The sequence below is a fragment of the Cellulosimicrobium sp. XJ-DQ-B-000 genome, assembly GCF_031119065.1.
GTDB classification, from domain to species: Bacteria; Actinomycetota; Actinomycetes; order Actinomycetales; family Cellulomonadaceae; genus Cellulosimicrobium; species Cellulosimicrobium funkei.
This window is the reverse complement of record NZ_JAVHYN010000001.1, coordinates 361,943-387,438: the sequence shown is the minus strand read 5'-3', so window position 1 is coordinate 387,438 and position 25,496 is coordinate 361,943. Positions and strand designations below refer to the sequence as shown.

The following is a 25,496-nucleotide window of genomic DNA, read 5'->3' as shown; positions in this document are numbered from 1 at the left end:
GGGGCCAACCGCGCGAACCGGACAGCCGCACCCACATCGTGACCGTCTTGTGAACTGTCCGTGATCCGACCGTCGCCGGCGCCGTGCGGACGTACCGGTCCGCGCGCGAGGATGGGCGCGTGCTCGTGTGCTGCGGACTCGTGACCCTCGACGTCGTCCAGGTCGTCGACGCCCTGCCCGGACCCGACGAGAAGGTCGTCGCGCGGTCCCTCGCCGCGACGTTCGGCGGCCCGGCCGCGAACGCCGCGGCCACCGCCGTCGCGCGCGGCGTCCCGACGACCCTCGTCACCGCCGTGGGCCACGGGCCCCTCGCCGCGGTCGTGCGGTCCGAGCTCGAGTCCGCCGGCGTCGCGCTCGTCGACGCGGCGGACGGCGTCGCCGGGGCGGTGCAGCCCGCGGTCTCGACGGTGCTGGTCACGCGTGCGACCGGCGAGCGCGCGGTCGTGAGCACCAACGCCTCCGGCTTCGGCGACCTCACCGATGCGCGTCTCGCGGCGCCGGGTCGCACGGCGGACCTGCTGGACGAGCTCGGCCCCGGGGACGTGCTGCTGCTCGACGGTCACCACCCGGGGCTCGCGCTCCGGGTCGCGCGCCGCGCGCGGGAGCGCGGGTGCGCCGTCGTGCTGGACGGGGGCTCCTGGAAGCCCGACGCGCCCGCGATGATCGGGCTGTGCGACGCCGTCGTCGTGTCGGCGGACTTCCGGCCGCCCGGCGTCGCGACGGACGACGTGCTCGACGCCGTCGCCGCGCTGGGCCCTCGGTTCGTCGCGCGGACCCGCGGTCCGCGGCCCGTCGAGGTGCTCGACGCGGGGGAGAGGTACGAGGTCGCGGTCCCGCGGCCGCGCCGCGTGGTCGACACCCTGGGTGCGGGCGACGTGGTCCACGGCGCGTTCGCCGCGGCGGCGGCGCACGGGTCGTCGTGGCGCGCGGCGCTGGAGGACGCCGTGCTGGTCGCGTCCCGCTCGGTCGAGCACGCCGGTGCGCGCGGCTGGATCACCGCGACGTCGTGACGTGCGCGGCCGTGGGACCAAGGTCCCGGGTCGTGGCCTCCTCGGCTACATTTCGGTCACGAAGCCGGGAGGGAGTTGACAGCCACTTAGTAAAGGCAGTCTACTAACAAACATGACAACGGCAGTCACCGGCACCGGCGCACCGAGGAGGCGACTGAGCACAGGGCTCAGGCCGACCTCCAAGGTGCTCCCCGAGCACGCTCGGGCCCACAACCGGTCGCTCGTGCTGCAGCACCTGTTCCACGAGGGGCCCACGTCGCGCGCCGACCTCGCGCGCGCCACCTCGCTCACCCGCGTGACCATCTCCGACCTCGTCTCCGTGCTCATCGCCGAGGGCCTGGTCGAGGAGCTCGGCGTCCGCCCGGGGCAGCGCGTGGGCAAGCCCGCGATCCTCGTCGGCATGCGCACGAGCGCGTACCAGATCGTCTCCGTCGACCTCACCGACGACGAGGTCCTGCGCGGCGCCGTCGTCACGCTCACGGGCGACTTCGTCGTCCGGCAGAGCCTCGCGGTGGACGGCCGCACCGGCACCGAGCTCGTCGACCTCCTCATGCGCTTCTGCCGCGGCCTCATCGCGTCCGCGACCCAGCCGGTCATCGGCGTGGGGATCGGGTCGCCCGGCGTCGTCGACGCCGAGGGCCGCGTCATCGAGGCGCCGAACCGCCGCTGGTACGACGTCCCCCTCGCGGCCCAGCTCACGGAGCGTCTCGGGCTCGCGGTCCACGTCGCGAACGACGCCAACATCGCCGCGCTCGGCGAGTTCACTTTCGGGGGAGCGGCCGGGGACGGCCTGCTCGTCCTCACGGTGGGCGAGGGCGTGGGCGCCGGCATCATGGTCGACGGCGCACGCGTGCACGGGCACGCCGACGCCGCCGGCGAGCTCGGCCACGTGACCGTGGTCGAGGACGGCGAGCCGTGCGCCTGCGGGCGCCGCGGCTGCCTGGAGACCGTCCTGTCCGTGCCGGCGCTGCGCCGCGCGGTGGACGGGCTCGACACCGAGGCTTCCGACGCCGTGCTGGCGTCGGTGGGCAGGACGCTGGGCATCGCCCTGGCCCCTGTCGTCAGTGCGCTCAACCTCGCGGAGGTGCTCGTGAGCGGTCCTGCGGACCTGCTCGACGGCCCCCTGCGCGAGTCGGCGTTCGAGACCATCCGTTCCCGCACCATGCCGGTCATCGGCAGCGGGCTGCAGGTGCGGATGGCCACGCTCGACGAAGACGTCGTCCTCGCTGGGGCCGCCGTCCTCGTCCTCTCCGGACAGCTGGGGGTCTCGTGAGCCGACGACGCTCCGCCTGACCCACCCTGCCCGACCGGGGCGCGGGCCACGACCCGCCCCTCACGACCTCCTGGGACCCCCAGTGCAGCACCCCCGGGAACGCAGTAACACAGCAGCACCCCTGCACACGCTCGATTACGCAGGACTCCTGCCACACCTCCGGTGGGGGCATCGCCGCCACCACCAAGAATCACCGAGAGGAAGCACCCAGTGAAGAGGAACCGTCTCGTCGCCGCCTCCGTGGCGTCGACGATCACCCTGGCGCTCGCGCTGACCGCCTGCAGCACCGGCGGCGGGAGCGACGACAACGGCTCCGGCGACGGCGAGTCCGCCTCCGGCGACATCCGCGTCTGGCTCAACGGGTCGGACACGCCCGACGCCGCGCGCGACTACCTCAAGACCACGTTCGAGGAGGAGAACCCGGGCAGCACCCTCACCATCGAGGAGCAGTCCTGGACCGGCCTCGTCGACAAGCTCACCACGTCGCTCTCCGGCTCCGACAGCCCGGACATCGTCGAGGTCGGCAACACGCAGTCCCCGGCGTTCACGTCGGCCGGCTACTTCCGCGAGATCACGGAGGACGAGTTCCAGTCCCTGGGCGGCGACGACCTGCTCGGTGGCTTCGTCGAGGCCGGCGACTGGGAGGGCAAGCACTACGCCCTCCCGTACTACGCCGGCTCGCGCGCCGTGTTCTACACCCCGCAGGTCACCGGCTCCACGCCGGTCCCGACGACGCTCGACGAGTACGTCGCGACGGCGAAGTCGCTCAAGACGGACACGGTCTCCGGCGTCTACTGGCCCGGTCAGGACTGGTACAACGCCCTGCCCTTCGTCTGGGAGAACGGCGGCTTCATCGCCGAGCAGAACGACGACGGCGAGTGGGAGGCCGGGTTCTCCTCGGAGGGCGGCCTCGCCGGCCTCGCGCAGGTCCAGGACCTCATGACGAACGCGTCGCTCGCGCCGAAGGACGGCCAGGAGACCGATCTCCAGGTGCCGTTCTGCGAGGGCAAGGTGGCGTTCGTGTCGGCCCCGACGTGGATCGCCGGCACCATCAAGACCTCGGCCACGCCCGAGGACCCCAAGACCACCCCCGGGTGCCTCGAGACCTACGGCTCCGACCTCGCGGCGTTCCCGCTGCCCGGCAAGACCGCGGGCGAGCCGGCGGCCGTGTTCGCCGGTGGCTCGAACATCGCCGTCGCGGCGAAGTCCAACAACCCGGACCTCGCGTACAAGGCGTTCGAGATCATGATGAGCGACGAGTACCAGACCATCCTCGCCCAGGCGAACATGATCCCGGCGAAGAAGTCGCTCGCGAACCAGGTGCCGCAGGACAACCCGATCGCCCAGGCGGGCGTCGAGGCGGCGCAGAACGCTCGCCTCACCCCGGCGTCCCCGAAGTGGGCCGACGTCGAGGCGCAGAACGTGCTCCAGAGCGCCTTCACGAAGATCGCCAACGGCGACGACGTGCAGACGGTCGCCGAGGAGCTCGACGCGAAGATCGAGTCGATCCTCAACAGCTGAGCCGGTCCGACGGTGCCCGGTGACCTCCGGGCACCGTCGGAGGCTCGAGCCGTCAGGGGTGGGGACTCCTTCGCCGGAGCCCCCACCCCTTCCCATGACGAGCCCCGGAGGCACGTCGCCTGCGCACCACCGCGCAACCCCTGACGGAGTGAGGAAATGAGCTCAACCACCCTCGAACCCCGCACCGAGCGCTCCGGCGCGCCCGTGCGGCCACCCAAGAAGCGGCGTCCACCGATCCTGCCGTGGACGCTCCTCGTCCCCAGCCTCGTCGTGCTCGGCATCCTCGTCGGATACCCGCTCGTGCGGCTCGTCATCATGTCGTTCCAGGAGTACGAGCGGGCCCAGCTCATGGGCCAGCCCGCCGAGTGGGTCGGCTTCGACAACTACGTCCAGGTCCTCACCGACGTCGACGGCTTCTGGACCGTGCTCCTGCGCAGCTTCGTGTTCATGGTCGCGTGCGTCGTCCTGACCATGGTGCTCGGCACGCTCATCGCGCTGCTCATGATGCGTCTCGGCAAGGGCTTCCGCCTGCTGGTCTCGGTCGGGCTGCTGCTGGCGTGGGCCATGCCGGCGCTCGCCGCGACCATCGTCTGGGGCTGGATCTTCGACACCCAGTACGGCGTCATCAACAACCTGCTGACCACGATCACGGGCGACAACTGGATGGGCCACTCGTGGCTGCTCAACCCGCTCCAGTTCTTCCTCATCGCGACGATCGTCATCGTGTGGGGCGCCGTGCCGTTCGTCGCCTTCACGATGTACGCGGGACTGACGCAGATCCCCGGCGAGGTCCTCGAGGCCGCCCAGCTCGACGGCGCCCGCCCGGTTCAGCGGTTCCGGCTCATCATGGTCCCGTACGTCCGGAGCATCATCACGGTGCTCATCGTGCTGTCGATCATCTGGGACCTGCGCGTCTTCACGCAGATCTACGCCCTTCAGGGCGTGGGTGGTGACCGCGACAAGACGAACACGATCGGCGTGTACATCTACCAGATGGGCATGGCCCAGGGGCACTACGGGCTCGCGGGCGCCATCTCGGTGATCTTCGTGTTCATCATGCTCGGCATCTCGTTCTACTACGTGCGCCAGACGGTCCGGGAGGAAGAACTGTGAGCACCGTCCAGACCACCCCCCGCGCCGCGGTCCGGCACGCGTCTGCCGCAACGGGCCCTGCCCCTCGCGTGAGCCGTGAGAAGCAGCGCAAGAAGCTGGCGAACGTCGGCTACGCGATCCTGGCGATCATCGTCTTCGTCTCGTCGGTCTTCCCCGTCTACTGGATGATCAACACGTCCTTCCTGCCGTCGAGCCTCGTGCGCGGGACGGAGCTCAAGTTCTTCCCGACGCCCGACGTCTTCACGCTGAACAACTACGTGACGGCGATCACCGACGAGACCCGCGCTCCGTTCATCCCGGCGATGGGGAACTCGCTCACGGTGACGTTCTTCACGCTCGTCATCGCCATGGTCCTCGGGTTCCTCGCGTCGCTCGCGGTGACGCGGTTCCGGTTCAAGGGCCGCCGCACGTTCATCCTCGCGATCCTCGTGGTCCAGATGATCCCGGGCGAGGCGATGATGATCTCGATCTTCCGGATCATCGACAACTGGCAGATGCTCAACACCATCGTCGGCCTGGGGATCGTCTACGTGTCCGGCGTGCTGCCGTTCACGATCTGGACGCTGCGCGGGTTCGTCAACGGCGTTCCCGCGGACCTCGAGGAGGCCGCCATGATCGACGGGTGCTCGCGAGGCAAGGCGTTCTGGAAGATCACCTTCCCGCTCCTGGCCCCCGGGCTGGTCGCGACGGGTGTCTTCGCGTTCATCCAGGCGTGGAACGAGTTCGTCATGGCCCTGATCATCATGCAGCGCCCGGAGTCCATGACCTTGCCGGTCTGGCTGCGCACCTTCCAGCAGGCGACCCAGGCGACCAACTGGGGCGCGCTCATGGCCGGCTCGGTGCTCATCGCCATCCCGGCGGTGGTCTTCTTCCTCATCGTCCAGGGTCGGATGACCGGTGGCCTCGTCTCGGGTGCGGTGAAGGGCTGACGTGAGCGACCTGAGCACGGCTGCCTCGCTCGACGGCGAGGCGGCCGCAGCCCTGGCCGGACGCCCCGGTCCCGGGACCGCGTCTCGGCGCGGCCCCGCGGGACCGGGCAGCGCGGTGGGCCTCGACATCGGCGGCACCAAGGTGCTCGCGGCCTTCCTCGGCCCCGACGGGGTCGCGCGCGAGACGCTGCGGCTGCCGACGGTGCGCGGACCGGAGGGCGTCGTGTCCAGCGCGGCGCGCGCGGTCCGCGAGGTGGTCCGGCGCGCCTGCGGTGACCTCGCGGACGTCGACGGCGTCGGTGTCGGGGTCCCCGGGCTGGTGGACCCGGCCGACGGCTCCGTCGTGCACGCGGTGAACCTCGGCATCGAGGGCGGACGCTTCGCCCTCGCCGAGGCGCTGTCCGCGGAGCTCGGCGGCGTCCCGGTCCAGGTCGACAACGACCTCAACGTGGCCGCCCTCGGTGCCTCGCACCTGCGCGGCGCGGAGGGGGAGGACCTCGCGTTCCTCGCTCTCGGCACCGGGCTCGCGGCCGGCATCGTGCTCGGCGGCGAGCTCCGCCGTGGCGTGAGCGGCGCGGCGGGGGAGATCGGGCACATCCCGATCGACCCGCGCGGGCCCGAGTGCGCGTGCGGGCAGCGCGGGTGCGTGGAGGTCTACGCGTCGGGCTCCGCCGTGTCGGCGCGCTGGCCGTCGCGCCACGGCAGACCGGCCCCTGCCGAGCTCTTCGAGGCCGCGGCCGCGGGCGACCCGGAAGCGATCCGGATCAAGGACGAGTTCGCGTCCGCCGTCGCCTCCGCCGTGCGGATCCTCGAGCTGACGGTGGACGTGCGCCACGTGGTGCTCGGCGGCGGCGTGTCCGCGCTGGGCCAGCCGCTGCTGGACGCGGTCCGCGACGCGCTCGACGCGCAGTCGAGCACGTCCCCCTTCCTGTCTTCGTTGCGTCTGTCGGAGCGGGTCTCCCTCGCTCCGTCGGACGTCCCGGTCGCCGCCGTGGGCGCTGCTCTCGTCGGCCGTCGAAAGGTGTTGTGATGGAGGTCGTGATCGCTCCGGCGGAGCGGTTGGCGGTGCTGGCTGCGGATGCCGTGGAGGCGGTGGTGCGGTCGGGTCCGGGGGCGGTGCTGGGGTTGGCGACGGGGTCGTCGCCGTTGAAGGTGTATGACGAGCTGGTGCGGCGTCATGTGCAGGAGGGGTTGTCGTTCGCGGGGGTGCGGGCGTTCATGCTGGACGAGTACGTGGGGTTGCCGGTCGATCATCCGGAGCGGTATCGCAACGTGATCGAGACGGAGATCGCCTCGCGGGTGGACTTCGCTCCGGGTGCGGTGCAGGGTCCGGACGGTAACGCGGAGGACCTGGTGGCGGCGTGCGCGGCGTACGAGGAGTCGATCGCGGGGGCGGGGGGTGTGGACCTGCAGATCCTGGGGATCGGGACGGACGGGCACATCGCGTTCAACGAGCCGGGGTCGAGCTTGGCGTCGCGGACGCGGATCAAGACGTTGACGGCGCAGACGCGCGAGGACAACGCGCGGTTCTTCGGTGACGACGTGGAGCGGGTGCCGCGGCACTGTCTGACGCAGGGTCTGGCGACGATCATGTCGGCGCGGCACCTGGTGCTGCTGGCCACGGGCAAGGGCAAGGCGGAGGCGGTGCACCAGCTGGTGGAGGGTCCGGTGAGCGCGATGTGGCCCGCGACGATCATGCAGATGCATCCGCACGCCACGGTCCTGGTCGACGACGCGGCGGCCTCGCGCCTGCAGCTCGGCGACTACTACCGCCAGACGTACGCGTCCAAGCCCGACTGGCAGGGCCTCTGACCCGACGGGTCGACGACACCTCGCGGGAGCTCCCGCGACACCGAGCCGCCCGTCGGCGCGCGGTCCACGCCCCTGGACCGTGCGTCGGCGGGCTTCGTCGTCTCCCGTCCCCGCGGCCCGTGGTCCGCGCGGCGGGTGTCGCACGGCGCGCGGACCGGCCGCGGCGACGGCCGCCCGACGTGTGGGCGTCGCGACGTAGACTTCACTCCATGACCGAACTCCGCGCGAGCACGCCACCCGGGGGTCCCGAGGACCCGTTCCGGACTCCTGCGACCGAGCCGACGACCGGCACGTCGACCGGGGTGCTCGAGCGCGAGGAGACGCGCGAGCAGACCGAGCCCGGCGACCACGAACGCTTCGCGCACTACGTGCGCAAGGAGAAGATCATGCAGTCGGCGCTCTCCGGCAAGCCGGTGATCGCGCTGTGCGGCAAGGTCTGGGTGCCCGGCCGTGACCCGAACAAGTTCCCCGTGTGCCCCACGTGCAAGGAGATCTACGAGGGACTGCGAGACCCGCAGGACGGCGAGGGTGACTCCGGCAAGTGAGCGCGGAGCACCACACGACGTCCACCGGTCACTCCGCCCCCGACTCCCGTAGCAGGACCTCGCCGCCGGCACCCCAGAGCCCGTCCTCCGCGGCGGCGTCGCACCTCTCGCCGGCGTTCCCGCGGCGCGCCCCGTGGGGCTCGGCGTCCAAGCTGCGCGCCTGGCAGGCCGAGGCGCTCGAGCTGTACCGCACGCGCGCGCCGCGCGACTTCCTCGCCGTCGCGACACCCGGCGCGGGCAAGACGACGTTCGCGCTGCGCGTCGCGACCGAGCTCCTGGAGCAGGGCGTGGTGCGGCGCGTGACCGTCGTCGCCCCGACCGAGCACCTCAAGCACCAGTGGGCCGACGCCGCGGCGCGCGTCGGCATCCGGATCGACCCGAACTTCCGCAACAGCCAGGGCCGGCACGGCGCGCACTACGACGGCGTCGCGCTCACGTACGCGCAGATCGCCGCGAAGCCGGCGCTGCACGCGGCGCGCACGACGGCCGACCGCACGCTCGTCATCCTCGACGAGGTGCACCACGGCGGCGACGCGCTGTCGTGGGGCGACGCGGTGCGTGAGGCCTTCGAGGACGCGACCCGGCGCCTCGCGCTCACGGGCACGCCCTTCCGCTCGGACACCGCGGCCATCCCGTTCGTCGAGTACGAGCGCGGTCCCGACGGCATCCGGCGGTCGCGCGCCGACTACACGTACGGGTACGGCGACGCGCTGCGCGACCACGTCGTGCGGCCGGTGCTGTTCCTGTCCTACTCGGGCAACATGCGCTGGCGCACGAAGGCCGGCGACGAGGTGAGCGCGCGTCTCGGCGAGGCGCTCACCAAGGACATGACGGGCCAGGCCTGGCGCACCGCATTGGACCCGAACGGCGAGTGGATCCCGTCGGTCCTCGCGGCGGCGGACAAGCGGCTGACCGAGGTCCGGCGGGCGATCCCCGACGCGGGCGGCCTCGTCATCGCGACCGACCAGACGGACGCGCGCGCGTACGCGGGCCACCTCGCGCGCATCACCGGGAAGTCGCCGACGGTCGTCCTCTCGGACGACGACGGCGCGAGCAGCCGCATCGAGGAGTTCTCCGACGGCGACGCGCGCTGGATGGTCGCCGTCCGCATGGTGTCGGAGGGCGTCGACGTCCCGCGGCTCGCGGTGGGCGTGTACGCGACCTCGACCGCGACGCCGCTGTTCTTCGCGCAGGCCGTCGGGCGGTTCGTGCGTGCCCGCAAGCGCGGGGAGACGGCGTCGGTGTTCCTGCCCAGCGTGCCGCACCTGCTCGAGCTCGCGAACGGGCTCGAGATCGAGCGCGACCACGCGCTGGACCGGCCGCTCACCGCGGAGGAGCAGGGGGAGGGGTTCAACCCCGAGGACGCGCTCCTCGCCGAGGCGAACCGCGAGGACAAGGCGTCGGGCGAGCTCGTCCAGGGCTCGTTCGAGGCGCTCGAGGCCCAGGCGTCGTTCGACCGCGTGCTGTTCGACGGCGGCGAGTTCGGCACGGGCGCGGACGTCGGCTCGGACGAGGAGCTCGACTTCCTCGGGCTGCCCGGCCTGCTCGACGCGGACCAGGTCACGACCCTCCTGCGTCAGCGGCAGGCCGACCAGATGAGCGCGCGCTCGCGCACCACGCAGTCCGCGGAGCGCGAGCGGGCCGAGATGGACCATCGGCGCGCCGCGGAGCTCCGCAAGGAGCTCCAGCAGCTCGTCTCGGCGTGGTCGCGCCGCAGCGGGCAGCCGCACGGGTCGGTGCACACCGAGCTCCGGCGCCGCTGCGGCGGGCCCGAGGTCCCGCTCGCGACGGTCGAGCAGCTCGACGCCCGGGTCGCGACGGTGCGCGGCTGGTTCGTCGGGAAGCGGTAGCCCCCGTGATCTCGGCGGCCGGGCGCGTGCGCCCGGCCGCGACCGGGTCGCGGCCCGGTCGGGGAGTCAGGGCAGCGTGTGCACGACCGTCGGGATCGCCGGGTCGCCGGCGGAGAGGCGGCGCGCGCCGCGGGGCAGCTCGGCGCGCGCCTCGCGGTGGCGGTGCGCGGCGTTCTCCACGCCGTACGACCCGACCCAGCGCGAGTCGACGGCGCCGTCGACGACGAGGGGCACCTGGAGCCGGCGGAGATCGACGTCGTCGGGCTCCCACTCCTGCACGGCGAGGTCGGCACCCGTGACGACGACCTCCTCGACCGCGCGCCCGTCGGCGTCGTAGCGGCGGGCGGCGCACTTGCGGCCGCCCGTGCTCGTCTTGGCGGTGGACGCCTTGGCGACGGGCTGGAGCACGCCGCTGGAGTCGGCGCGGGCGACGAGCTTGTAGACCATGCCGCACGTGGGGGCGCCGGAGCCGGTGACCAGGGAGGTGCCGACGCCGTAGGAGTCGACGGGCGCGGCGGCGAGCGACGCGATGGCGTACTCGTCGAGGTCGGAGGTCACGGTGATCTTCGTGTCGTGCGCGCCGAGGGCGTCGAGCTGGCGGCGCACCTCGACGGCGAGGACGCCGAGGTCGCCGGAGTCGAGCCGCACGGCACCGAGGCGGCCGCCGGCCGCCTCGACGGCGTTCTCGACGCCGCGGCGCACGTCGTAGGTGTCGACGAGCAGCGTGGTGCCGGGGCCGAGGGACGCGACCTGCGACGCGAAGGCGGACCTCTCGTCGTCGTGCAGGAGCGTGAAGGCGTGCGCGGCGGTGCCGATGGTCTCGAGGCCGTACCGGCGGCCCGCCTCGAGGTTCGACGTCCCGGCGAACCCGCCGACGACGGCGGCCCGCGCCGCGGCGACGGCCGCCTGCTCGTGCGCGCGCCGCGCCCCCATCTCGAGGCACGGGCGCTCGACGGCGGCGCTCGTCATGCGGGACGCGGCGGACGCGACGGCCGAGTCGTAGTTGAGGATCGACAGGACGAGGGTCTCGAGCAGCACCGCCTCGGCGAACGTGCCCTCGACCGTCATCACCGGCGACTGGGGGAAGAAGACCTCGCCCTCGGGGTACCCGGTGATCGTCCCGGTGAAGCGGTAGCCGGCGAGGAACTCGAGGGTGCGGTCGTCGACGACGGACTGCGCGTGCAGCCAGTCGAGCTCGGCGGCGGAGAAGCGGAACGACGACAGCGCCTCCAGGACCCGCCCGGTCCCGGCGAGGACGCCGTACCGCCGACCCGGCGGGAGGCGGCGCGTGAAGACCTCGAAGAGGCAGTGCCGGCCCGCGGTGCCGTCGGCGAGCGCCGCCTGGAGCATCGTCAGCTCGTAGCGGTCGGTGAGGAGCGCGGTCGACGCCCCGGGCTGGTACGTCGGCTGGTACGACGGCCGCTGCGTCGGCGAGGCGGAGGGGGCAGCGCTGTCGGTCGCGGGGAGGGCGACGCTGCCCGGGTCGGCGAGGCTCATGCGGAATACCGTAGGGCAGCGACCGCCGCGGTGGGCGCCGACAGGCCCGCGAATAGAGTGGTGACGTGAGACCCCACCCGATCTTCACCCGCCCCGCTGCCGCGCGGGCCTCCCTGACCGTGCCCGAGGAGGCGGTCCGCACCGAGGAGGCGACCCGGCTCGACAGCCCGTGGGTCACCCTCGTGTGGAACGACCCGGTCAACCTGATGAGCTACGTCGCGTACGTGTTCGAGTCGTACTTCGGGTACTCCACCGCGCGCGCCCACGAGCTGATGATGCAGGTGCACCAGGAGGGGCGGGCCGTCGTGTCCACGGGTGACCGCGAGCGCATGGAGGTCGACGTGCAGGCGATGCACTCGTTCGGGCTGTGGGCGACGCTCCAGAAGGACGGCGAGCAGTGAGGCCGTTCCGCGCGGAGGCGCACGGGTACGTCGCCGAGCTCGAGCCGTCGGAGCGGATCGTGCTGGCGCAGCTCGCGGGCGACGTCGCGCAGATGCTCCAGGAGGGCGTCCCCGGGCGGGCGTCGGACGCGCCGGGCCGGTCCGCGCCCGACGACGCGTGGTCGCCCCCGGGCTGGACGGGCCCGACGCCCGGTGGGGGCGGGTCGGACGCGACGCCGCCGCCGGACCCGGCCGTGCGCCGTCTGCTCCCGGACGCGTCGGACGACGTCGAGGTGGCGCACGAGTTCCGACGCTTCACGCAGGACGACCTCGCGGCGCGCAAGGTGGGCCGGCTGGTGCTGCTCGGCCGGATGCTCGTGGAGTCCGAGCCGGCCGAGGCGGCGCCCTTCGTCGTCGGGCGCGAGGAGGCGCAGGACGTCGCGGGCGCCCTGACCGACGTGCGCCTCGTCCTGGCCGAGCGCCTGGACCTGCGCACGGACGAGCAGGTCGAGGGCCTGTACGACGAGCTGGACCGGGAGGGCGACGACGGCCCGGACGACGGCGAGGTCGGGGGCGCGCCGCGCCGCTTCCTCGTGAGCGTGTTCCTCCTCACGGGGCTGCTCCAGGAGTCGCTCGTCGACGGCATGCTCGCGGACCTGCGGGCGGGGCGGGGCGGTCCGCGCCCCGGGCCGCGGGGCTGAGCGTGGCGGGGACCTGTGGGCGCTGCCACAGCGGCGTGCGCGTGGTTCGGGGCGCCTGGCGCGGGGCGGCGACAGTAGGCTCGGCCGGGTGAACGACGCTCCCATCGGGATCTTCGACTCGGGCGTGGGTGGCCTGACCGTGGCACGCTCGATCCTCGACCAGCTCCCGAACGAGGCCCTCCTCTACATCGGGGACACCGCGAACAGCCCGTACGGGCCGAAGCCGCTCGCGGCGGTCCGGGCGATGGCGCTGGCGATCATGGACCAGCTCGTCGACGACGGCGTGAAGATGCTCGTCATCGCGTGCAACTCCGCCTCGTCCGCGGTGCTGCGCGACGCGCGCGAGCGGTACACGCAGCGCCACGGGCTCCCGGTCGTCGAGGTGATCCTCCCGGCGGCACGCCGGGCCGTGGCCGCGACGCGGTCGGGCCGCATCGGCGTCATCGGGACGCGGGCCACGATCACGTCGCGCTCGTACGAGGACGCGTTCGCCGTGACCCCGGGCCTGACCCTGACGACGCAGGCGTGCCCCGAGTTCGTGCCGCTGGTCGAGCAGGGCGTGACGTCAGGCCCCGAGGTGCTGGAGGTCGCGCACCGCTACCTGGACCCGGTGAAGGCCGCGGGCGTGGACACGCTCGTGCTCGGGTGCACGCACTACCCGCTGCTGACGGGCGCGATCTCGTACGTGATGGGCGACGAGGTCACGCTCGTGTCGAGCGCGGAGGAGACCGCGAAGGACGTGTACCGCACGCTCGTCGCGCACGACCTCGAGCGCTCGCGCGACGCGGGGCCGCCGCGGCACCGGTTCCTCGCGACGGGGAGCGCGGAGCCGTTCGAGCACCTCGCGCGCCGGTTCCTCGGCCCCGAGGTGCTGAGCGTGGAGGCGGCCTGATGCGTCTCGTCACGGTCGGGTGCTCGGGGTCGTTCGCGGGCCCGGCGTCGCCCGCGTCGTCGTACCTGGTCCAGGTCCCGGCCGCAGAGGCCGCGGCCGCGGGGTTCGAGGCGCGCGACTGGAACGTCGTGCTGGACCTGGGCAACGGGTCGCTGGGCGCGCTGCAGCGGTTCGTCGAGCCGCTCGACGTCGACGCGGTGGGACTGTCCCACCTGCACCCCGACCACTTCGTCGACGTGTGCGGCCTGTACGTGTACCTGCGCTACCACCCGGTCCGCGGCTCGACCCGCACGGGCGTGCCGAGCCGGCTCACCGTGCTGGGCCCGGCGGGCACGGCCGCCCGCATCGAGGCGGCGTACGGCGCGGAGCCGGGCGACGGCGTGACGGAGGAGCTCGACGTGCGCGCGTGGGAGCCGGGCGCGCCGGTCCGGGTCGGCCCGCTCGTCCTCGAGCCGTACCGCGTGTTCCACCCGGTCGAGGCGTACGGGGTGCGCGTCACCGGGCCGTCCACGCTGCGCCCGGGGGAGAGCGCCGTCCTCGCGTACACGGGGGACACGGACGCGTGCGACGGCGTGGTCGAGCTCGCGCGCGACGCCGACCTGCTCCTGTCGGAGGCGGCGTTCCACGAGGGCCGCGACGACGGCGTCGAGCGGGGCATCCACCTCACGGGGCGGCGCGCGGGCGAGGTCGCGACCGCGGCCCGCGCGCGCCGGCTCGTGCTCACGCACCTGCCCGCGTGGAACGACCCCGAGCGCTCGCGCGCCGAGGCGCGGGAGACGTACACCGGCCCGGTCGACGTCGCCACGACGGGCGCGGTCTTCGACCTCTGACCGCTGAGCGCGGGGAGGAGCCGCCGTCGGGCCCGGAAGGCGCGACCATTCCGCGCACTCAGCGGTGGGCCGGGGGTCGGTAGGGTGGCGGCATGACCATCCCCTCCTCGTCTCCGGGCACGGCCGCGCCCCTCCGCGCCGACGGCCGCACGCCCGACCAGCTCCGCCCCGTGACCATCACCCGCCACTGGCTCGACCAGGCCGAGGGCAGCGTGCTCGTCGAGTTCGGCCGCACGCGCGTGCTGTGCGCGGCGTCGTTCACCGAGGGCGTGCCGCGCTGGCGCAAGGGGTCGGGCGAGGGCTGGGTCACCGCCGAGTACGCGATGCTGCCGCGCGCGACGAACGAGCGCAGCCAGCGCGAGTCGGTCAAGGGCAAGATCGGGGGGCGCACGCACGAGATCTCGCGGCTCATCGGCCGGTCCCTGCGCGCGATCATCGACGTCTCCGCGCTCGGTGAGAACACGATCGTGCTCGACTGCGACGTCCTCCAGGCCGACGGCGGCACACGCACCGCCGCGATCACCGGCGCCTACGTCGCGCTCGCCGACGCCGTCGCGTGGGGCCAGCGGCACGGCCACATCAAGGGCGGCAAGCCCGTGCTGACCGACTCCGTCGCGGCCGTGAGCGTCGGGATCATCGACGGCACGCCCATGCTCGACCTCCCGTACGTCGAGGACGTCCGTGCCGAGACGGACATGAACGTCGTCGTCACGGGCTCCGGGACGTTCGTCGAGGTGCAGGGCACCGCGGAGCACGCCCCGTTCGACCGCGCCGAGCTCGACGCGCTGCTCGACCTCGCGGTGGCCGGCACCGCCGATCTCACGGCGATCCAGCGCGCGGCGCTCGCGGCGGATCCGCGGTGAGCGGCGCACCCGGGGCGGCGGGCGTCGTCGTGCCCGACGGCGCGCGACTCGTCCTCGCGACGCACAACCCGGGCAAGATCGCCGAGCTGCGCGCGATCCTCGCGGCCGAGCTCGACGCGCACCCGGGGCTCGAGCTCGCGCCCGAGGCGATCGTCGGCGCGGGCGACGTCGGCGCGCCCGAGCCCGTCGAGGACGGCGTGACGTTCGCCGAGAACGCGCTCATCAAGGCGCGCGCCCTCGTCGCGGCCACCGGGCTGCCGGCCGTCGCGGACGACTCCGGTCTCGCCGTCGACGTGCTGGGCGGCGCACCCGGGATCTTCTCGGCGCGCTGGGCGGGGCGGCACGGCGACGACGTCGCGAACCTCGAGCTCCTGCTCGCGCAGCTCGGCGACGTGCGTGCGGAGCACCGCGCGGCCGGTTTCGTGTGCGCGGCGGCGCTCGTCACGCCCGACGGCACCGAGGTCGTGCGGACGGGGGAGATGCGGGGAACCCTGCTCACCGCGCCGCGCGGCGCGAACGGGTTCGGCTACGACCCGATCCTCCTGCCGGACGAGCAGCCCGGTGCGGGGACGGCCCGCTCCGCGGCCGAGCTGAGCCCGGCGGAGAAGAACGCGATCAGCCACCGCGGCAAGGCGTTCCGCGCTCTCGCGCCGGACGTCGTCGCGGCGCTCTCAGCGCGGTAGGGGGCGGCCGGCGAGCTCGCGCTCGCGGCGTCGGCGGTCGCCCGGCCGCAGGACGCCGACGAGCGCGACCACGCCGCGCCAGCCGAGCATCGTCACGGCGAGGAACCCGAACGACACGAGCTGGAAGGCCGGGGCCACGCCCTGGTCGGTGAGCACGCGCAGCAGGACGCCCAGCGCCCACGTGCAGCCCCAGACCACGACGCCCGTCGGCCACAGGGCCCACGGGCGGCGCCACGCGCGCGTGACGAGCCAGCCCAGCGCGGCGCCCGCGGCGAACGGCCACGCCACGACGAGCAGCCGCGTCAGGCCCTCGTCGGCGGAGTGCGTCGCGAGGCCGCCGGTCGCGAGCGCGAGGACGCACGCGACGTCGGCCAGCGCGGCGAGCACGACGAGCCCGGGGCGACGAGGGCGCGGTCCGGTAGGCGCGAGGTCGGTCATGCTCCCGACGGTACCCCGCCCGCGGGACCGTCCCCGCACGGCCCGGACCGGCCCTGGCGGGTCGATCCCGGGACGCGGAGGGTCGATCCCCAGGAACATAGGGTGGTCCCCGTGCACCTCGCCGCCGACGACCTCGCCTTCGCCTACCCCGGACGCCCCGTCCTCGACGGGGTCGGGCTGCGCGTCGCCGCGGGGACGCGGCTCGGGGTCGTGGGGGAGAACGGCACGGGCAAGTCGACGCTCCTGCACGTGCTCTCCGGCGACCTCGCGCCCGGCCGCGGGGAGGTGCGCCGCGCGGGGTCGCTCGCGCTCGTCGAGCAGGAGCTCGCGATCGCGCCGGGTCAGACGGTCGGCACGCTCGTCGCCGCGACGCTGAGCGGGCTGCGGGCGGTCGCTGCCGAGCTCGAGGCGGCGGCCCGGGACTTCGACCACGAGGCGGGCGACCTCGCCGAGCTCACGGAGATCCTCGCCCGCGCCGAGCACCTCGCCGTGTGGGACGCGGACCGCCGGGTCGACGTCGCGCTCTCGCGCCTCGGCGCGTGCCGCGACCGGGACCGCGAGCTCGCGACCCTGTCCGTCGGCGAGCGCTACCGCGTGCGGCTCGCGTGTCGGTTGGCCGAGCGCGCCGACCTGCTCCTCCTCGACGAGCCGACCAACCACCTCGACACCGGCGGGATCGACTTCCTCACCGGCGAGCTCGTCGCGTGGCGCGGCGGCGTGGTGATGGTCACGCACGACCGGCAGCTCCTCGACGACGTCGCGACCGAGATCCTCGACCTCGACCCGGCGATGGACGGGAAGCCGGTGCTCTACGGGCAGCCGGGGTACCTCTCCTACCGGTTCGCGAAGAACCAGGCGCTGCACCGCTGGCGGCAGCGGTTCCGGGCGGAACAGAAGCGCGCGGAGAAGCTCGCGGCGGTCCTCGACGCGTCGTACGAGGGGCTGTCCGACGAGTGGCGCCCGCCCAAGGGCAGCCAGAAGCACCGCCGCGCGACGCGCGCCCGGATCCACGTCAAGGCCGCGGACCGGCGCCTCCAGCAGCTCGAGGCCGAGGCCGTCGAGGTGCCCGTGCCGCCCCTCCAGCTCGTCTTCCCCGAGCTCCCCGCGATGTCGCCGGGCTGGGAGCCGGGCGACCCGGTGCTCGAGCTGCGCAGCCCGCGTGTCGGGCCCGACGGCGGAGCGCGCCTCGACCTGCCCGGGACCCGGGTCGCGCTCCCTCCCTCGGGGCGTCTGCTCGTGACCGGGCCGAACGGCAGCGGCAAGTCGACGTTCCTCGCCGCGCTCGCGGGCCTGGTGCCGCTCGACCGCGGCACCCGGTCCGTCGTCGACGGCGCGCGGCTGGGCGTCGTCGCGCAGGAGGGCCCGGCGCTGCCCCCGGAGGCGGAGGACCGCACCGGGTTCGACGAGTACGCGCGCGAGGCGCTCGACCTGCTCGACGCGGGCCGCCTCGACCCCGAGCACCTCGTCCCCGTCGCGTTCCTGGGCCTGCTCACGGAGGAGGACCTGGAGCGGCCGCTGCGCGAGCTGTCCGCGGGGCAGCGCCGGCGGTTCGACCTCGCCCGCGCGCTCCTCGCGGCGCCGCACGTGCTGGTCCTCGACGAGCCGACCAACCACCTGTCGATCGACCTCGTCGACGAGCTCACCCAGGCGCTGCGCGTCACGCCCGCGGCGGTCGTCGTGGCGACGCACGACCGCCGCATGCGCGAGGACCTCGACGACTGGCCCCGGCTCGAGCTCGGCTGACCCGCAGCGCCCTCAGCGCCGGACCGGCCGGAGCGTCGTGGCCAGGGGGCGGGCGGGCCCGGGTGGTCAGCGGCCCTCGGCCGGGCTCTCCGCCGGGACGAGCACCTTGCCCAGCGCGCGACCCCACGCGCGCGCCCGGTCGAGCTCGCCGTCGTCCAGGGGTCCCTCGACGTCGCCGACGTAGAACGACGCGGACGGGACGACGAGCCGGAACCCCGCGCGGCGCATCGCCCTGGCGGCGCCGCGGGCTGCCGAGCCCGGGAGCGAGCGGACCTTCGTCGCGCGCGTGTCGAACGTCGCGGCGAGCCGCCCCTCCTCCTGTGGCGGGAGGGACTCCACCCACTCGCGCAGCCCGGTGGCCCGGTCGGAGACCGGGCCCGTCGCGCGCTGCACCGCCTCGGCGCGGGTCGCGGGGCGCGTCATGCCCAGGGCGTGCGTCGGGCCGCCGGCGACCACCAGCTGCACGTGGCGCAGGGCGTCCGGGTGGGCGGCCGGGTCGGTCACGTCGACGACCTCGACGCGCACCGTCTCGCACAGCCCCTCCGCGATGGCCTGCGCGACGCGTTCGCTGTTGCCGTACATCGACTCGTAGACCACTGCGGCGTCCATCGCGCTCACCCCTTCGTCGACCGCCCGTCCGGACCGGACGGGTCCCCTCCCTCCAGCGTCCGGCTCCGAGGGCGCGAGGCCCAGGGCCGACGGGAACGAGCGTGCGGGCCCTTGGTCCCGGGCGCACTGCCGGGGCGCGAGAGGGTCAGGGCGCGGGGCGCAGGCGGGAGTCGACGAGACGCACGACCCACGCGAGGGCGAGGAAGACGACCGCCACGACGGCGGTGTTGACGAGCGCCCGGCCGAGGCCGAGCTCGCCCACGTCGAGGAACGGGTAGGGGTACCAGCCGACGACGGCGCCCCGGACGAACGTGTACGCGATCCACGCGAGCGGGTACGCGACGGACCACCAGACCGTCGCGGGGTCGACCCGCGGGCGCGGGCCCACGAGTCCCCACGCGGCCACCGCGAGCAGCGGCGCGACGAGGTGCAGCAGGAGGTTCGAGACCTGGCCGGCGCTCGTCAGGTCCTGCAGACCGCGCAGCACGGTGTTGTAGACGATCCCGGTCACCGCGATGCACAGCAGCGCGTCGAGGCGCGCGACGCGGAAGACGGTCCCGTCGCGTGCGGGTCGCGCCGCGAGCAGGACGGAGACGACCCCGACGAGCAGGTTCGACTGGATCGTGAAGTAGGAGAACAGGCGCACGAGGCGCTCGGCCTGGCTCGGGGCCGTGCCGGGACCGTCGACGAGCGCGATCGCGACCTCCAGGACGACGCCCGTGAGCGCCGCGACGGCGACGAGCGTGTGCAGGGTGCGGGCCACGACGTGCCGGCCCGCGTCGACCCGGACGCCTGGCGCGTCGGTCACGGCAGGCGGCCGACGTACGCCATCGCCTGGCGCAGCAGCACCCCCTGGCCGCCGCGCATCTCGAGCTGGACCTCGTCGCTGCACGCCTGCTCGGGCGTGAGCCACGCGAGCTCGAGGGCGTTCTGTTGCGGCCGGCAGTCGCCCGTCACCGGCACGACGTACGCGAGCGAGACCGCGTGCTGGCGGGGGTCGTGGTAGGACGTGATGCCCGGCGTCGGGAAGTACTCGGCGACCGTGAAGGGCTGCGGGGACGCGGGCACCTGCGGCAGCGCGACCGGGCCGAGGTCCTTCTCGATATGGCGCAGCAGCGCGTCGCGGATGCGCTCGTGGAACATGACCCGCCCGGAGACGAGGGCCCGCGTCATCATGCCCTCGGGCGTCACGCGCAGCAGGAGCCCGACCGCGACCACGTCGCCCGAGTCGTCGACCCGGACGGGGACGGCGTCGACGTAGACGAGCGGGAGCTGGGCGCGCGCGACCGCGATCTCCTCGGCGCTGAGCCAGCCCGCGGGGCGCGGGTTGTCGTGGGAGAAGTCGTCGGGCGGGAAGTCGGCGGTGTCGGTCACGCGACTGTTCTACCCCGAGCGGTGCGGCGGGGCGAGTCCGCCCCGGGCGCCACTGCCCGGTCGTGCGGCCTTCACGCGGTGCCGGGCGCCTCGGCGTGCGGCTCGGAGACGCGCGCCACGATCTCGACGAGCGCCTGCTCCGCGACCGGTGCGGGCAGCACCTCCATGAGGGCCATGAGCGGGGCGAGGCGGTCGGGCAGGACCGACGCGCGCGGCCCCCGGTCGTCGTCGCCCTCGGGCCCGCCGTCGTCCGCGGCGAGCACCCCGACGAGCGCGCCCCACATCTCGTCGGCGGTGGGGGCGTCGGCCCTCGGTGCGAACTTACCGGCGAGCGCGGCGAGCACCCCGCTCACGTCGGGGCGCCCGGCGCCGCGGACGGCGTCGGCGCCCGCGCCGAGCGCGGCGACGAGGCCGTCGAGACCGGCCTCGGTGACGGGCGTGACGGTGAGGTGGGTCGTGTGCGGCAGGCGCGTGCCGTCGTCCTGGACGAGCCCGGGCTGCGGCTGGAGCACCCACCCGAGGGACCGAACGGCGTCGGCCCACAGGTGCGGGTCGACGCGCCGCTCGGGCGGCACGGACTCGTCGGTCGCCACGGCGACGAGCGGGCCGGTGGGGCGGCCGACGACGCGGAGCCCGTCGATCGCGTCCACCGCCGCGCGCAGGGCGTAGGTCGCGCGCACGCACCGCGCGGTGAGGGCCGTGTACCCCGCGGTGCCGAGGGCCTGGCTCACGGCCCACGCCGCGGCGAGCGGCGCGGCGGAGCGCGACCCGGACAGCGTCGGGTTGACGACCGGGTACCCCGGCCAGCCCGTCGTCGCGAAGAACTGCCGGCGCTGGCGGTCGCGCCCGCGCACGAGCAGGACGGACGCGCCCTTGGGCGCGTAGCCGTACTTGTGCACGTCCGCGGAGATGCTCGTCACGCCCGGCACGGAGAAGTCGAACGGCGGCACCTCCTCGCCCCCGGCCGCGACCCAGAACGGCAGCACCCAGCCGCCGACGCACGCGTCCACGTGCACGGGCACGCCGCGCGCGGCGGCGGCCTCGGCGACCTCGGCGACCGGGTCGACGACGCCGTGCGGGTACGACGGCGCGGACACGACGACGAGCGCGACGTCGTCGGCGTCGAGCGCCGCGACGAGGTCGGCGGCGGCGGGCGTCCCCGTCGCCGGGTCGACGGGGACGAGCGTGAGGTCCACGTCGAGGTGCTGCGCGGCCTTGCGGAACGCGGCGTGCACGCTCACGGGGGCCACGACGCGGGGGCGCACGTCCGGGTGCGCGGCGCGGAACGCCTCGCGCGCGATCTTCACCGCGAGCAGGCAACTCTCCGTCCCGCCGGACGTCACCGAGCCCACGACGGCGTCGGGCCCGTCGGCCGGCCCGTGCAGCATCGTGCGTGCGAACCCGAGGAGCTCGCCCTCCATGACGGCGACCGACGTGAACGTCGTGGGGTCGAGCCCGTTGACCGGCTGGACGGCGCGCGCGGCGGCGGCGGCGAGCTCGTCGAGCTCGGCGAGACCGGGGTCGTAGACGTAGGACAGGACGCGTCCGCCGTGCGTCGGGGCGTCGGCCGCGCGGAGCGCGGCGAGCCGGTCGAGGATCCCGTCGGTGCGCAGCGGCACCGCGTCGGCGGGCCGCGGCAGGGCGCCGGGGGCGGTCGATCCCGTGTCAGTCACGGGCTCGGTCGGTCGGGGCGTGGTCACGCGGCAGCTCCGGTGCTGTGTCGTCGATGTCCCCCCTGCGCAGACCGTATCGCACGAGCGGGACGAGGCTCAGCAGGACGAGCGCGGCGGGCACGACCGAGAAGGAGAGCGCGATCCCGTCCACCGCGGCGGGCGGCTGGGCGACCGTCTCGCCCGCCCGCGTGGACACGTACCCGGTGATCCCGAGGACGAGCGAGAGCACCGCGGCACCGAGCGCCATGCCCGTCGTCTCGCCCGCCGTCCACACGCCGCCGAAGGCGCCGCCGCGGCCCTCGCCGTGCGTCCGCGCGTCGTGCGCGATGGCGTCGGGGAGCATCGCGAGCGGCAGCGCCTGCATGCCCGCGTACGCGACGCCGGCGAGCGCGGTGGGGACGTAGACCCACGCACCGGGTGCCCACACGAGCGGGACCATCCCGAGCGCGGCGACCGCGAAGAGCACGGTCGCGACGACGAACCCGCGCTCCTTGCCGTCGCGGCGCGCGAGCCGGGTCCACAGCGGCATGCAGAGCAGCGCGGGCGCGACGAGCGCCGCGAAGAGGCAGCTGACGGCCGCCTCGTCGCGCAGCACGTACCGCGCGACGTACGCCGCCCCCGCGAGCATGAGTCCCGTCGCGACGGCCTGGAGCACGAACGCGGCGAGCAGCGTGCGGAACGGGCGCGAGCGGCGCAGGGCGTCGACCGCCTCACGCACGGCGAGGGTCCAGGCGCGCGACGCCGAGGCCGGCGCCGTCGAGCCCGTGGCGGTCCCGGGTGAGGCGGTGGTCGCTCCGGCCGAGGCGGTGGTCGCGCCGGCCGGGGGAGCGGGCGTGCCGGCGCCGCGGGGTGCGCGCGGGGCGACCCGCGCGGCCACGAGCATCCCGGCGCCGATGACGACGCCCGACACGACGCCCATGACGAGGTACCCCGATGTCGAGTCCCCGCCTCCGCGCAGCGCCGGTCCGCCCGCCCCGAACAGGAGGATCGCGAACGCGAGCGTCGCGACGCGCCACGCGAGCAGGCGGGTGCGGCCGTCGTACGTGGGGTCGAGCTCCGCGGGCAGCGCGATGTACGGCACCTGGAACAGCGAGAACGCCGTCGCGGCGAGCAGGAACGCGACGAGCACCCAGATCGCGGCGGCGGTCGGCCCGGCGGCCGCGGGGACGGCGAACGTCAGCGCGAAGAGGACGGGCAGTGTGAGGGCGCCCAGGGTCATGAAGCGACGGCGCGACCCGGTGCGGGCCAGGTCGCGGTCCGACCCGTAGCCGATGAACGGGTCGACGACGACGTCCCACACCTTGGCGCCCGTGACGATGAGCCCGGCGACCGCCGCAGGTACCGCGAGCGCGTCGGTGAGGTACACGAGCAGGACCAGGCCGGGCAGGGTGCCGAACCCGCCGGTGCCGACGGACCCGGCGGCGTAGCCCGCGATCGTGGTGCGCGAGAGCCGGTGCGCGGTGGTGTCGTGCGTCACAGGGGCAGCGTAGAGGGTGCGCGGGCCGGGTCTGCGCGGTCGTGCGCGGGGAATACTCCGGGCAAGGTGTGTGCTCTACGTAGCAGACCCCCAAGCCCCCAGGAGGAACATCCATGGCCACGCAGACGCTCACCGAGTCCACGTTCGAGCAGACGATCAAGGAGAACGACATCGTCCTGGTCGACTTCTGGGCCGACTGGTGCGGACCGTGCAAGATGTTCGCGCCCGTCTTCGAGGCGTCGTCGGAGGAGAACCCGGACGTCGTGCACGGCAAGATCGACACCGAGGCCGAGCGCGGCCTGGCGGCCGCCGCCAACATCACGTCGATCCCGACGCTCATGGCGTTCCGCGAGGGCATCCTCGTGTTCTCCCAGCCCGGCGCGCTCCCGGCCCCGGCGCTCAAGCAGGTCGTCGACGCCGTGAAGGGCCTCGACATGGAGGACGTGCGTCGTCAGATCGCCGCGGCGAGCGACGGCTCCCCGGCGCAGGACGCCTGAGCCTGCACGACACCACGACGGCCCGGCACCCTCGGAGGGTGCCGGGCCGTCGTCGTGTCGTGGGCCGTCTCGCGCGCAGGCGCTGCGTGGCAGGTGTGGGAGCCGGTGCCCGTACCGGCAGGGGGCAAGTGGTGCGGGCACCGGCTCTGCCACCACGGTAGACACCGAACTGGACGGTCGTCCAGATCGGGTGCGGGTGAATCCGGGAAGTGCTGCCGCGCCGTCACGACGGGGACTCCGGCAGGGCCGGGGAGGGTGCGCGAGGCGGGACTCGAACCCGCACGTCCGAGGACACCAGGACCTAAACCTGGCGCGGCTGCCAGTTACGCCACTCGCGCGCGGTGGTCAGTCTACGGCGCGGGCGGCGCGGCCCTGGCGGCCGGTGCGCGTCGCTCGACGCGCACCGGGCCAGGACGGCGCCGCCCGGGTGCGCTACCTCGGGTCGATGCCGAGGTCGCGACGGAGCTTCGCGACGTGGCCCGTGGCCTTGACGTTGTACTGCGCGAGCTCGACCTTGCCCTCCGGGTCGACGACGACCGTCGAGCGGATGACGCCCACGACCGTCTTGCCGTAGAGCTTCTTCTCGCCCCACGCGCCGTACGCCTCGAGGACGGACCTGTCCTCGTCCGACACGAGCGGGAAGGTGAGGTGCTCGGCCTCGACGAACGTGGCGATCTTGTCGACCGGGTCGGGGGAGACGCCGACGACCGAGTACCCCGCGCCCTGGAGCGAGGCAAGGTTGTCGCGGAAGTCGCACGCCTCCGTCGTGCAGCCGGGCGTGCCGGCCGCGGGGTAGAAGTAGACGACAACGTGCTTGCCGCGCAGGTCGGAGAGCGTGACGGTGCTGCCGTCGGCGGCGGGCAGGGAGAAGTCGGGAGCGGTGTCGCCGACGGTGAGGCGCGTGGACATGGATCTCCTTCGGTCCGGCCAAGGTGTGGTTCGAGCGTAGGTGAGGGTGGGCGGCACCGGTAGCGTTGTCGCTGTGAGCAAGACGACGTCCGCCCCCGCCACCGCCTCGTCCCGCCCGTCGCCGTCCCGGCCGGCCGCCCGCGACCTCCCGATCCGGATGCTGCACGACCGGCTGCTCGTGGACCCGGAGGTCGACGCGAGCGAGCGGCAGAGCTCGGCGGGGCTCGTCATCCCCGCGACGGCCGTGGGCCCGAAGCGGCTCGCGTGGGCCGTCGTCGTCGCGGCCGGTGAGCACGTGCGACAGGTCGCGGTGGGGGACCGCGTGCTGTTCGACCCGGACGAGCGCGCCGAGGTCGAGCTCGGCGGCAAGGACCTCGTGCTGCTGCGCGAGCGTGACGTGCACGCCGTGTCGCAGGAGGTCGAGGAGGACGGCCGGACGGGGCTGTACCTCTAGCCGGGGCCGCTGCGCGGGCTCGCCGGGCCGTGTCGCCGACGTCACACGAGGGCGGGCGGAACGGATTTTCCCGGCGCGCCCGCGGCTGCTAGTGTTTTCTCTCGCGCGCCATTAGCTCAATTGGCAGAGCAGCTGACTCTTAATCAGCGGGTTCGGGGTTCGAGTCCCTGATGGCGCACCACCACCGATCGGGCCGTCCGCATGGCGGGCGGCCCGAGCCGTGCCGGTCGAGAGCCGGCGCGGCGGCGGGCCCGGTCTCCTCGCGGAGATCGACGGTCCTGGCCGCTGGTAGTGTTCCCTCTCGCGCGCCATTAGCTCAATTGGCAGAGCAGCTGACTCTTAATCAGCGGGTTCGGGGTTCGAGTCCCTGATGGCGCACCCTTCCTGACCAGGCCGTCCACCCTCGTGGTGGGCGGCCTTCGT

General features: G+C 74.2%; 26 protein-coding genes and 3 tRNA genes. 20 read left to right on the top strand and 9 right to left on the bottom strand.

What is annotated here, in order from left to right:
• Positions 1-83: 83 nt before the first annotated feature.
• The 9 genes from RDI86_RS01870 to RDI86_RS01830 all read left to right on the top strand — a co-directional run bounded on the left by RDI86_RS01870 (position 84) and on the right by RDI86_RS01830 (position 10,053).
• Positions 84-1,010 carry a PfkB family carbohydrate kinase gene (locus RDI86_RS01870; RefSeq protein WP_308820518.1) on the top strand — a complete coding sequence of 309 codons (927 nt, stop codon included), beginning with the start codon at positions 84-86 and terminating at the stop codon, positions 1,008-1,010.
• A 112-nt stretch (positions 1,011-1,122) separates the two neighbouring features.
• Entirely contained in the window at positions 1,123-2,283 is a 1,161-nt protein-coding gene (locus RDI86_RS01865; protein WP_051027709.1) for an ROK family transcriptional regulator, read from the top strand.
• A gap of 210 nt (positions 2,284-2,493) precedes the next feature.
• Positions 2,494-3,804: an extracellular solute-binding protein gene (locus tag RDI86_RS01860; RefSeq protein ID WP_076405296.1), complete on the top strand. Its 1,311-nt coding sequence runs from the start codon at positions 2,494-2,496 to the stop codon at positions 3,802-3,804.
• Positions 3,805-3,960: 156 nt separating this feature from the next.
• Positions 3,961-4,917 (top strand): carbohydrate ABC transporter permease, encoded by a 957-nt coding sequence (locus RDI86_RS01855; protein WP_061267685.1) that lies wholly within the window; start codon positions 3,961-3,963, stop codon positions 4,915-4,917.
• A 68-nt stretch (positions 4,918-4,985) separates the two neighbouring features.
• Positions 4,986-5,846 carry a carbohydrate ABC transporter permease gene (locus RDI86_RS01850; RefSeq protein ID WP_061267707.1) on the top strand — a complete coding sequence of 287 codons (861 nt, stop codon included), beginning with the start codon at positions 4,986-4,988 and terminating at the stop codon, positions 5,844-5,846.
• A 1-nt stretch (position 5,847) separates the two neighbouring features.
• Positions 5,848-6,876 carry an ROK family protein gene (locus RDI86_RS01845; RefSeq protein ID WP_240696649.1) on the top strand — a complete coding sequence of 343 codons (1,029 nt, stop codon included), beginning with the start codon at positions 5,848-5,850 and terminating at the stop codon, positions 6,874-6,876.
• The gene (nagB, locus tag RDI86_RS01840; RefSeq protein ID WP_137280243.1) at positions 6,876-7,658 is read left to right on the top strand and encodes a glucosamine-6-phosphate deaminase; all 783 of its coding nucleotides are present in this window, start codon (positions 6,876-6,878) and stop codon (positions 7,656-7,658) included. Before RDI86_RS01845 ends, nagB begins: the two co-directional genes overlap by 1 nt.
• 209 nt (positions 7,659-7,867) lie before the next feature.
• Positions 7,868-8,203 carry a DUF3039 domain-containing protein gene (locus RDI86_RS01835; RefSeq protein WP_308820517.1) on the top strand — a complete coding sequence of 112 codons (336 nt, stop codon included), beginning with the start codon at positions 7,868-7,870 and terminating at the stop codon, positions 8,201-8,203.
• A complete protein-coding gene (locus RDI86_RS01830; RefSeq protein ID WP_043652576.1) occupies positions 8,200-10,053 on the top strand; it encodes a DEAD/DEAH box helicase in 1,854 nt (617 codons plus the stop codon). Before RDI86_RS01835 ends, RDI86_RS01830 begins: the two co-directional genes overlap by 4 nt.
• 66 nt (positions 10,054-10,119) lie before the next feature.
• On the opposite strand, the gene RDI86_RS01825 is transcribed toward RDI86_RS01830, so the two are convergent.
• Entirely contained in the window at positions 10,120-11,550 is a 1,431-nt protein-coding gene (locus RDI86_RS01825; protein ID WP_076406629.1) for a nicotinate phosphoribosyltransferase, read from the bottom strand.
• A 113-nt stretch (positions 11,551-11,663) separates the two neighbouring features.
• On the opposite strand from RDI86_RS01825, the gene clpS reads away from it, so the two are divergent.
• From clpS to rdgB, 6 genes are all read left to right on the top strand, one after another.
• Positions 11,664-11,951 carry an ATP-dependent Clp protease adapter ClpS gene (gene clpS, locus RDI86_RS01820; protein ID WP_206154435.1) on the top strand — a complete coding sequence of 96 codons (288 nt, stop codon included), beginning with the start codon at positions 11,664-11,666 and terminating at the stop codon, positions 11,949-11,951.
• Positions 11,948-12,631 carry a DUF2017 family protein gene (locus RDI86_RS01815; RefSeq protein ID WP_251177051.1) on the top strand — a complete coding sequence of 228 codons (684 nt, stop codon included), beginning with the start codon at positions 11,948-11,950 and terminating at the stop codon, positions 12,629-12,631. Before clpS ends, RDI86_RS01815 begins: the two co-directional genes overlap by 4 nt.
• Positions 12,632-12,719: 88 nt before the next feature.
• Positions 12,720-13,523, top strand: coding sequence for a glutamate racemase (gene murI, locus RDI86_RS01810; protein ID WP_031316087.1), 804 nt, complete (start codon positions 12,720-12,722; stop codon positions 13,521-13,523).
• A complete protein-coding gene (locus RDI86_RS01805) occupies positions 13,523-14,353 on the top strand; it encodes an MBL fold metallo-hydrolase (protein WP_061268532.1) in 831 nt (276 codons plus the stop codon). Before murI ends, RDI86_RS01805 begins: the two co-directional genes overlap by 1 nt.
• Before the next feature lie 92 nt (positions 14,354-14,445).
• Positions 14,446-15,216, top strand: coding sequence for a ribonuclease PH (gene rph, locus RDI86_RS01800; RefSeq protein ID WP_043652567.1), 771 nt, complete (start codon positions 14,446-14,448; stop codon positions 15,214-15,216).
• Positions 15,213-15,899: an RdgB/HAM1 family non-canonical purine NTP pyrophosphatase gene (rdgB, locus tag RDI86_RS01795; protein ID WP_251177050.1), complete on the top strand. Its 687-nt coding sequence runs from the start codon at positions 15,213-15,215 to the stop codon at positions 15,897-15,899. Before rph ends, rdgB begins: the two co-directional genes overlap by 4 nt.
• Here rdgB and RDI86_RS01790 read toward each other — a convergent pair.
• Positions 15,888-16,337: a DUF3054 domain-containing protein gene (locus RDI86_RS01790; protein WP_081896078.1), complete on the bottom strand. Its 450-nt coding sequence runs from the start codon at positions 16,335-16,337 to the stop codon at positions 15,888-15,890. The two genes, rdgB and RDI86_RS01790, sit on opposite strands and share 12 nt — an antisense overlap.
• Before the next feature lie 111 nt (positions 16,338-16,448).
• Here RDI86_RS01790 and RDI86_RS01785 point away from each other — a divergent pair, with 111 nt between their 5' ends.
• On the top strand, positions 16,449-18,080 hold the full coding sequence (locus RDI86_RS01785; RefSeq protein WP_076406718.1) for an ABC-F family ATP-binding cassette domain-containing protein: 1,632 nt from the start codon (positions 16,449-16,451) through the stop codon (positions 18,078-18,080).
• A 66-nt stretch (positions 18,081-18,146) separates the two neighbouring features.
• On the opposite strand, the gene RDI86_RS01780 is transcribed toward RDI86_RS01785, so the two are convergent.
• The 5 genes from RDI86_RS01780 to RDI86_RS01760 all read right to left on the bottom strand — a co-directional run bounded on the left by RDI86_RS01780 (position 18,147) and on the right by RDI86_RS01760 (position 23,213).
• Positions 18,147-18,689 (bottom strand): flavodoxin domain-containing protein, encoded by a 543-nt coding sequence (locus RDI86_RS01780; protein WP_034655787.1) that lies wholly within the window; start codon positions 18,687-18,689, stop codon positions 18,147-18,149.
• A gap of 145 nt (positions 18,690-18,834) precedes the next feature.
• Positions 18,835-19,497: a Pr6Pr family membrane protein gene (locus tag RDI86_RS01775; protein ID WP_308820516.1), complete on the bottom strand. Its 663-nt coding sequence runs from the start codon at positions 19,495-19,497 to the stop codon at positions 18,835-18,837.
• Positions 19,494-20,063, bottom strand: coding sequence for an NUDIX hydrolase family protein (locus RDI86_RS01770; protein ID WP_009863909.1), 570 nt, complete (start codon positions 20,061-20,063; stop codon positions 19,494-19,496). Before RDI86_RS01770 ends, RDI86_RS01775 begins: the two co-directional genes overlap by 4 nt.
• A 71-nt stretch (positions 20,064-20,134) precedes the next feature.
• Complete coding sequence (locus RDI86_RS01765; RefSeq protein ID WP_308820515.1) at positions 20,135-21,736, bottom strand: aminotransferase class V-fold PLP-dependent enzyme; 1,602 nt, start codon at positions 21,734-21,736, stop codon at positions 20,135-20,137.
• Positions 21,729-23,213: an MFS transporter gene (locus RDI86_RS01760; protein ID WP_308820514.1), complete on the bottom strand. Its 1,485-nt coding sequence runs from the start codon at positions 23,211-23,213 to the stop codon at positions 21,729-21,731. The genes RDI86_RS01765 and RDI86_RS01760 overlap by 8 nt, the downstream gene beginning before the upstream one ends.
• A 113-nt stretch (positions 23,214-23,326) precedes the next feature.
• Between RDI86_RS01760 and trxA the strand changes: the two genes are divergently transcribed.
• Positions 23,327-23,710, top strand: coding sequence for a thioredoxin (gene trxA, locus RDI86_RS01755; RefSeq protein ID WP_021482401.1), 384 nt, complete (start codon positions 23,327-23,329; stop codon positions 23,708-23,710).
• Positions 23,711-23,966: 256 nt separating this feature from the next.
• Here the strand turns inward: trxA and RDI86_RS01750 are convergent.
• Together RDI86_RS01750 and bcp are read right to left on the bottom strand one after the other, a co-directional pair.
• A tRNA-Leu gene (locus RDI86_RS01750) sits at positions 23,967-24,048 on the bottom strand.
• A 94-nt stretch (positions 24,049-24,142) separates the two neighbouring features.
• Positions 24,143-24,619: a thioredoxin-dependent thiol peroxidase gene (gene bcp / locus RDI86_RS01745; RefSeq protein ID WP_308820513.1), complete on the bottom strand. Its 477-nt coding sequence runs from the start codon at positions 24,617-24,619 to the stop codon at positions 24,143-24,145.
• Positions 24,620-24,692: 73 nt separating this feature from the next.
• Between bcp and RDI86_RS01740 the strand changes: the two genes are divergently transcribed.
• From RDI86_RS01740 to RDI86_RS01730, 3 genes are all read left to right on the top strand, one after another.
• On the top strand, positions 24,693-25,073 hold the full coding sequence (locus tag RDI86_RS01740; RefSeq protein WP_374990508.1) for a GroES family chaperonin: 381 nt from the start codon (positions 24,693-24,695) through the stop codon (positions 25,071-25,073).
• A gap of 105 nt (positions 25,074-25,178) precedes the next feature.
• A tRNA-Lys gene (locus tag RDI86_RS01735) sits at positions 25,179-25,254 on the top strand.
• Between the two features lie 124 nt (positions 25,255-25,378).
• Positions 25,379-25,451: transfer RNA gene (locus RDI86_RS01730), tRNA-Lys, on the top strand.
• Positions 25,452-25,496 lie beyond the last annotated feature (45 nt).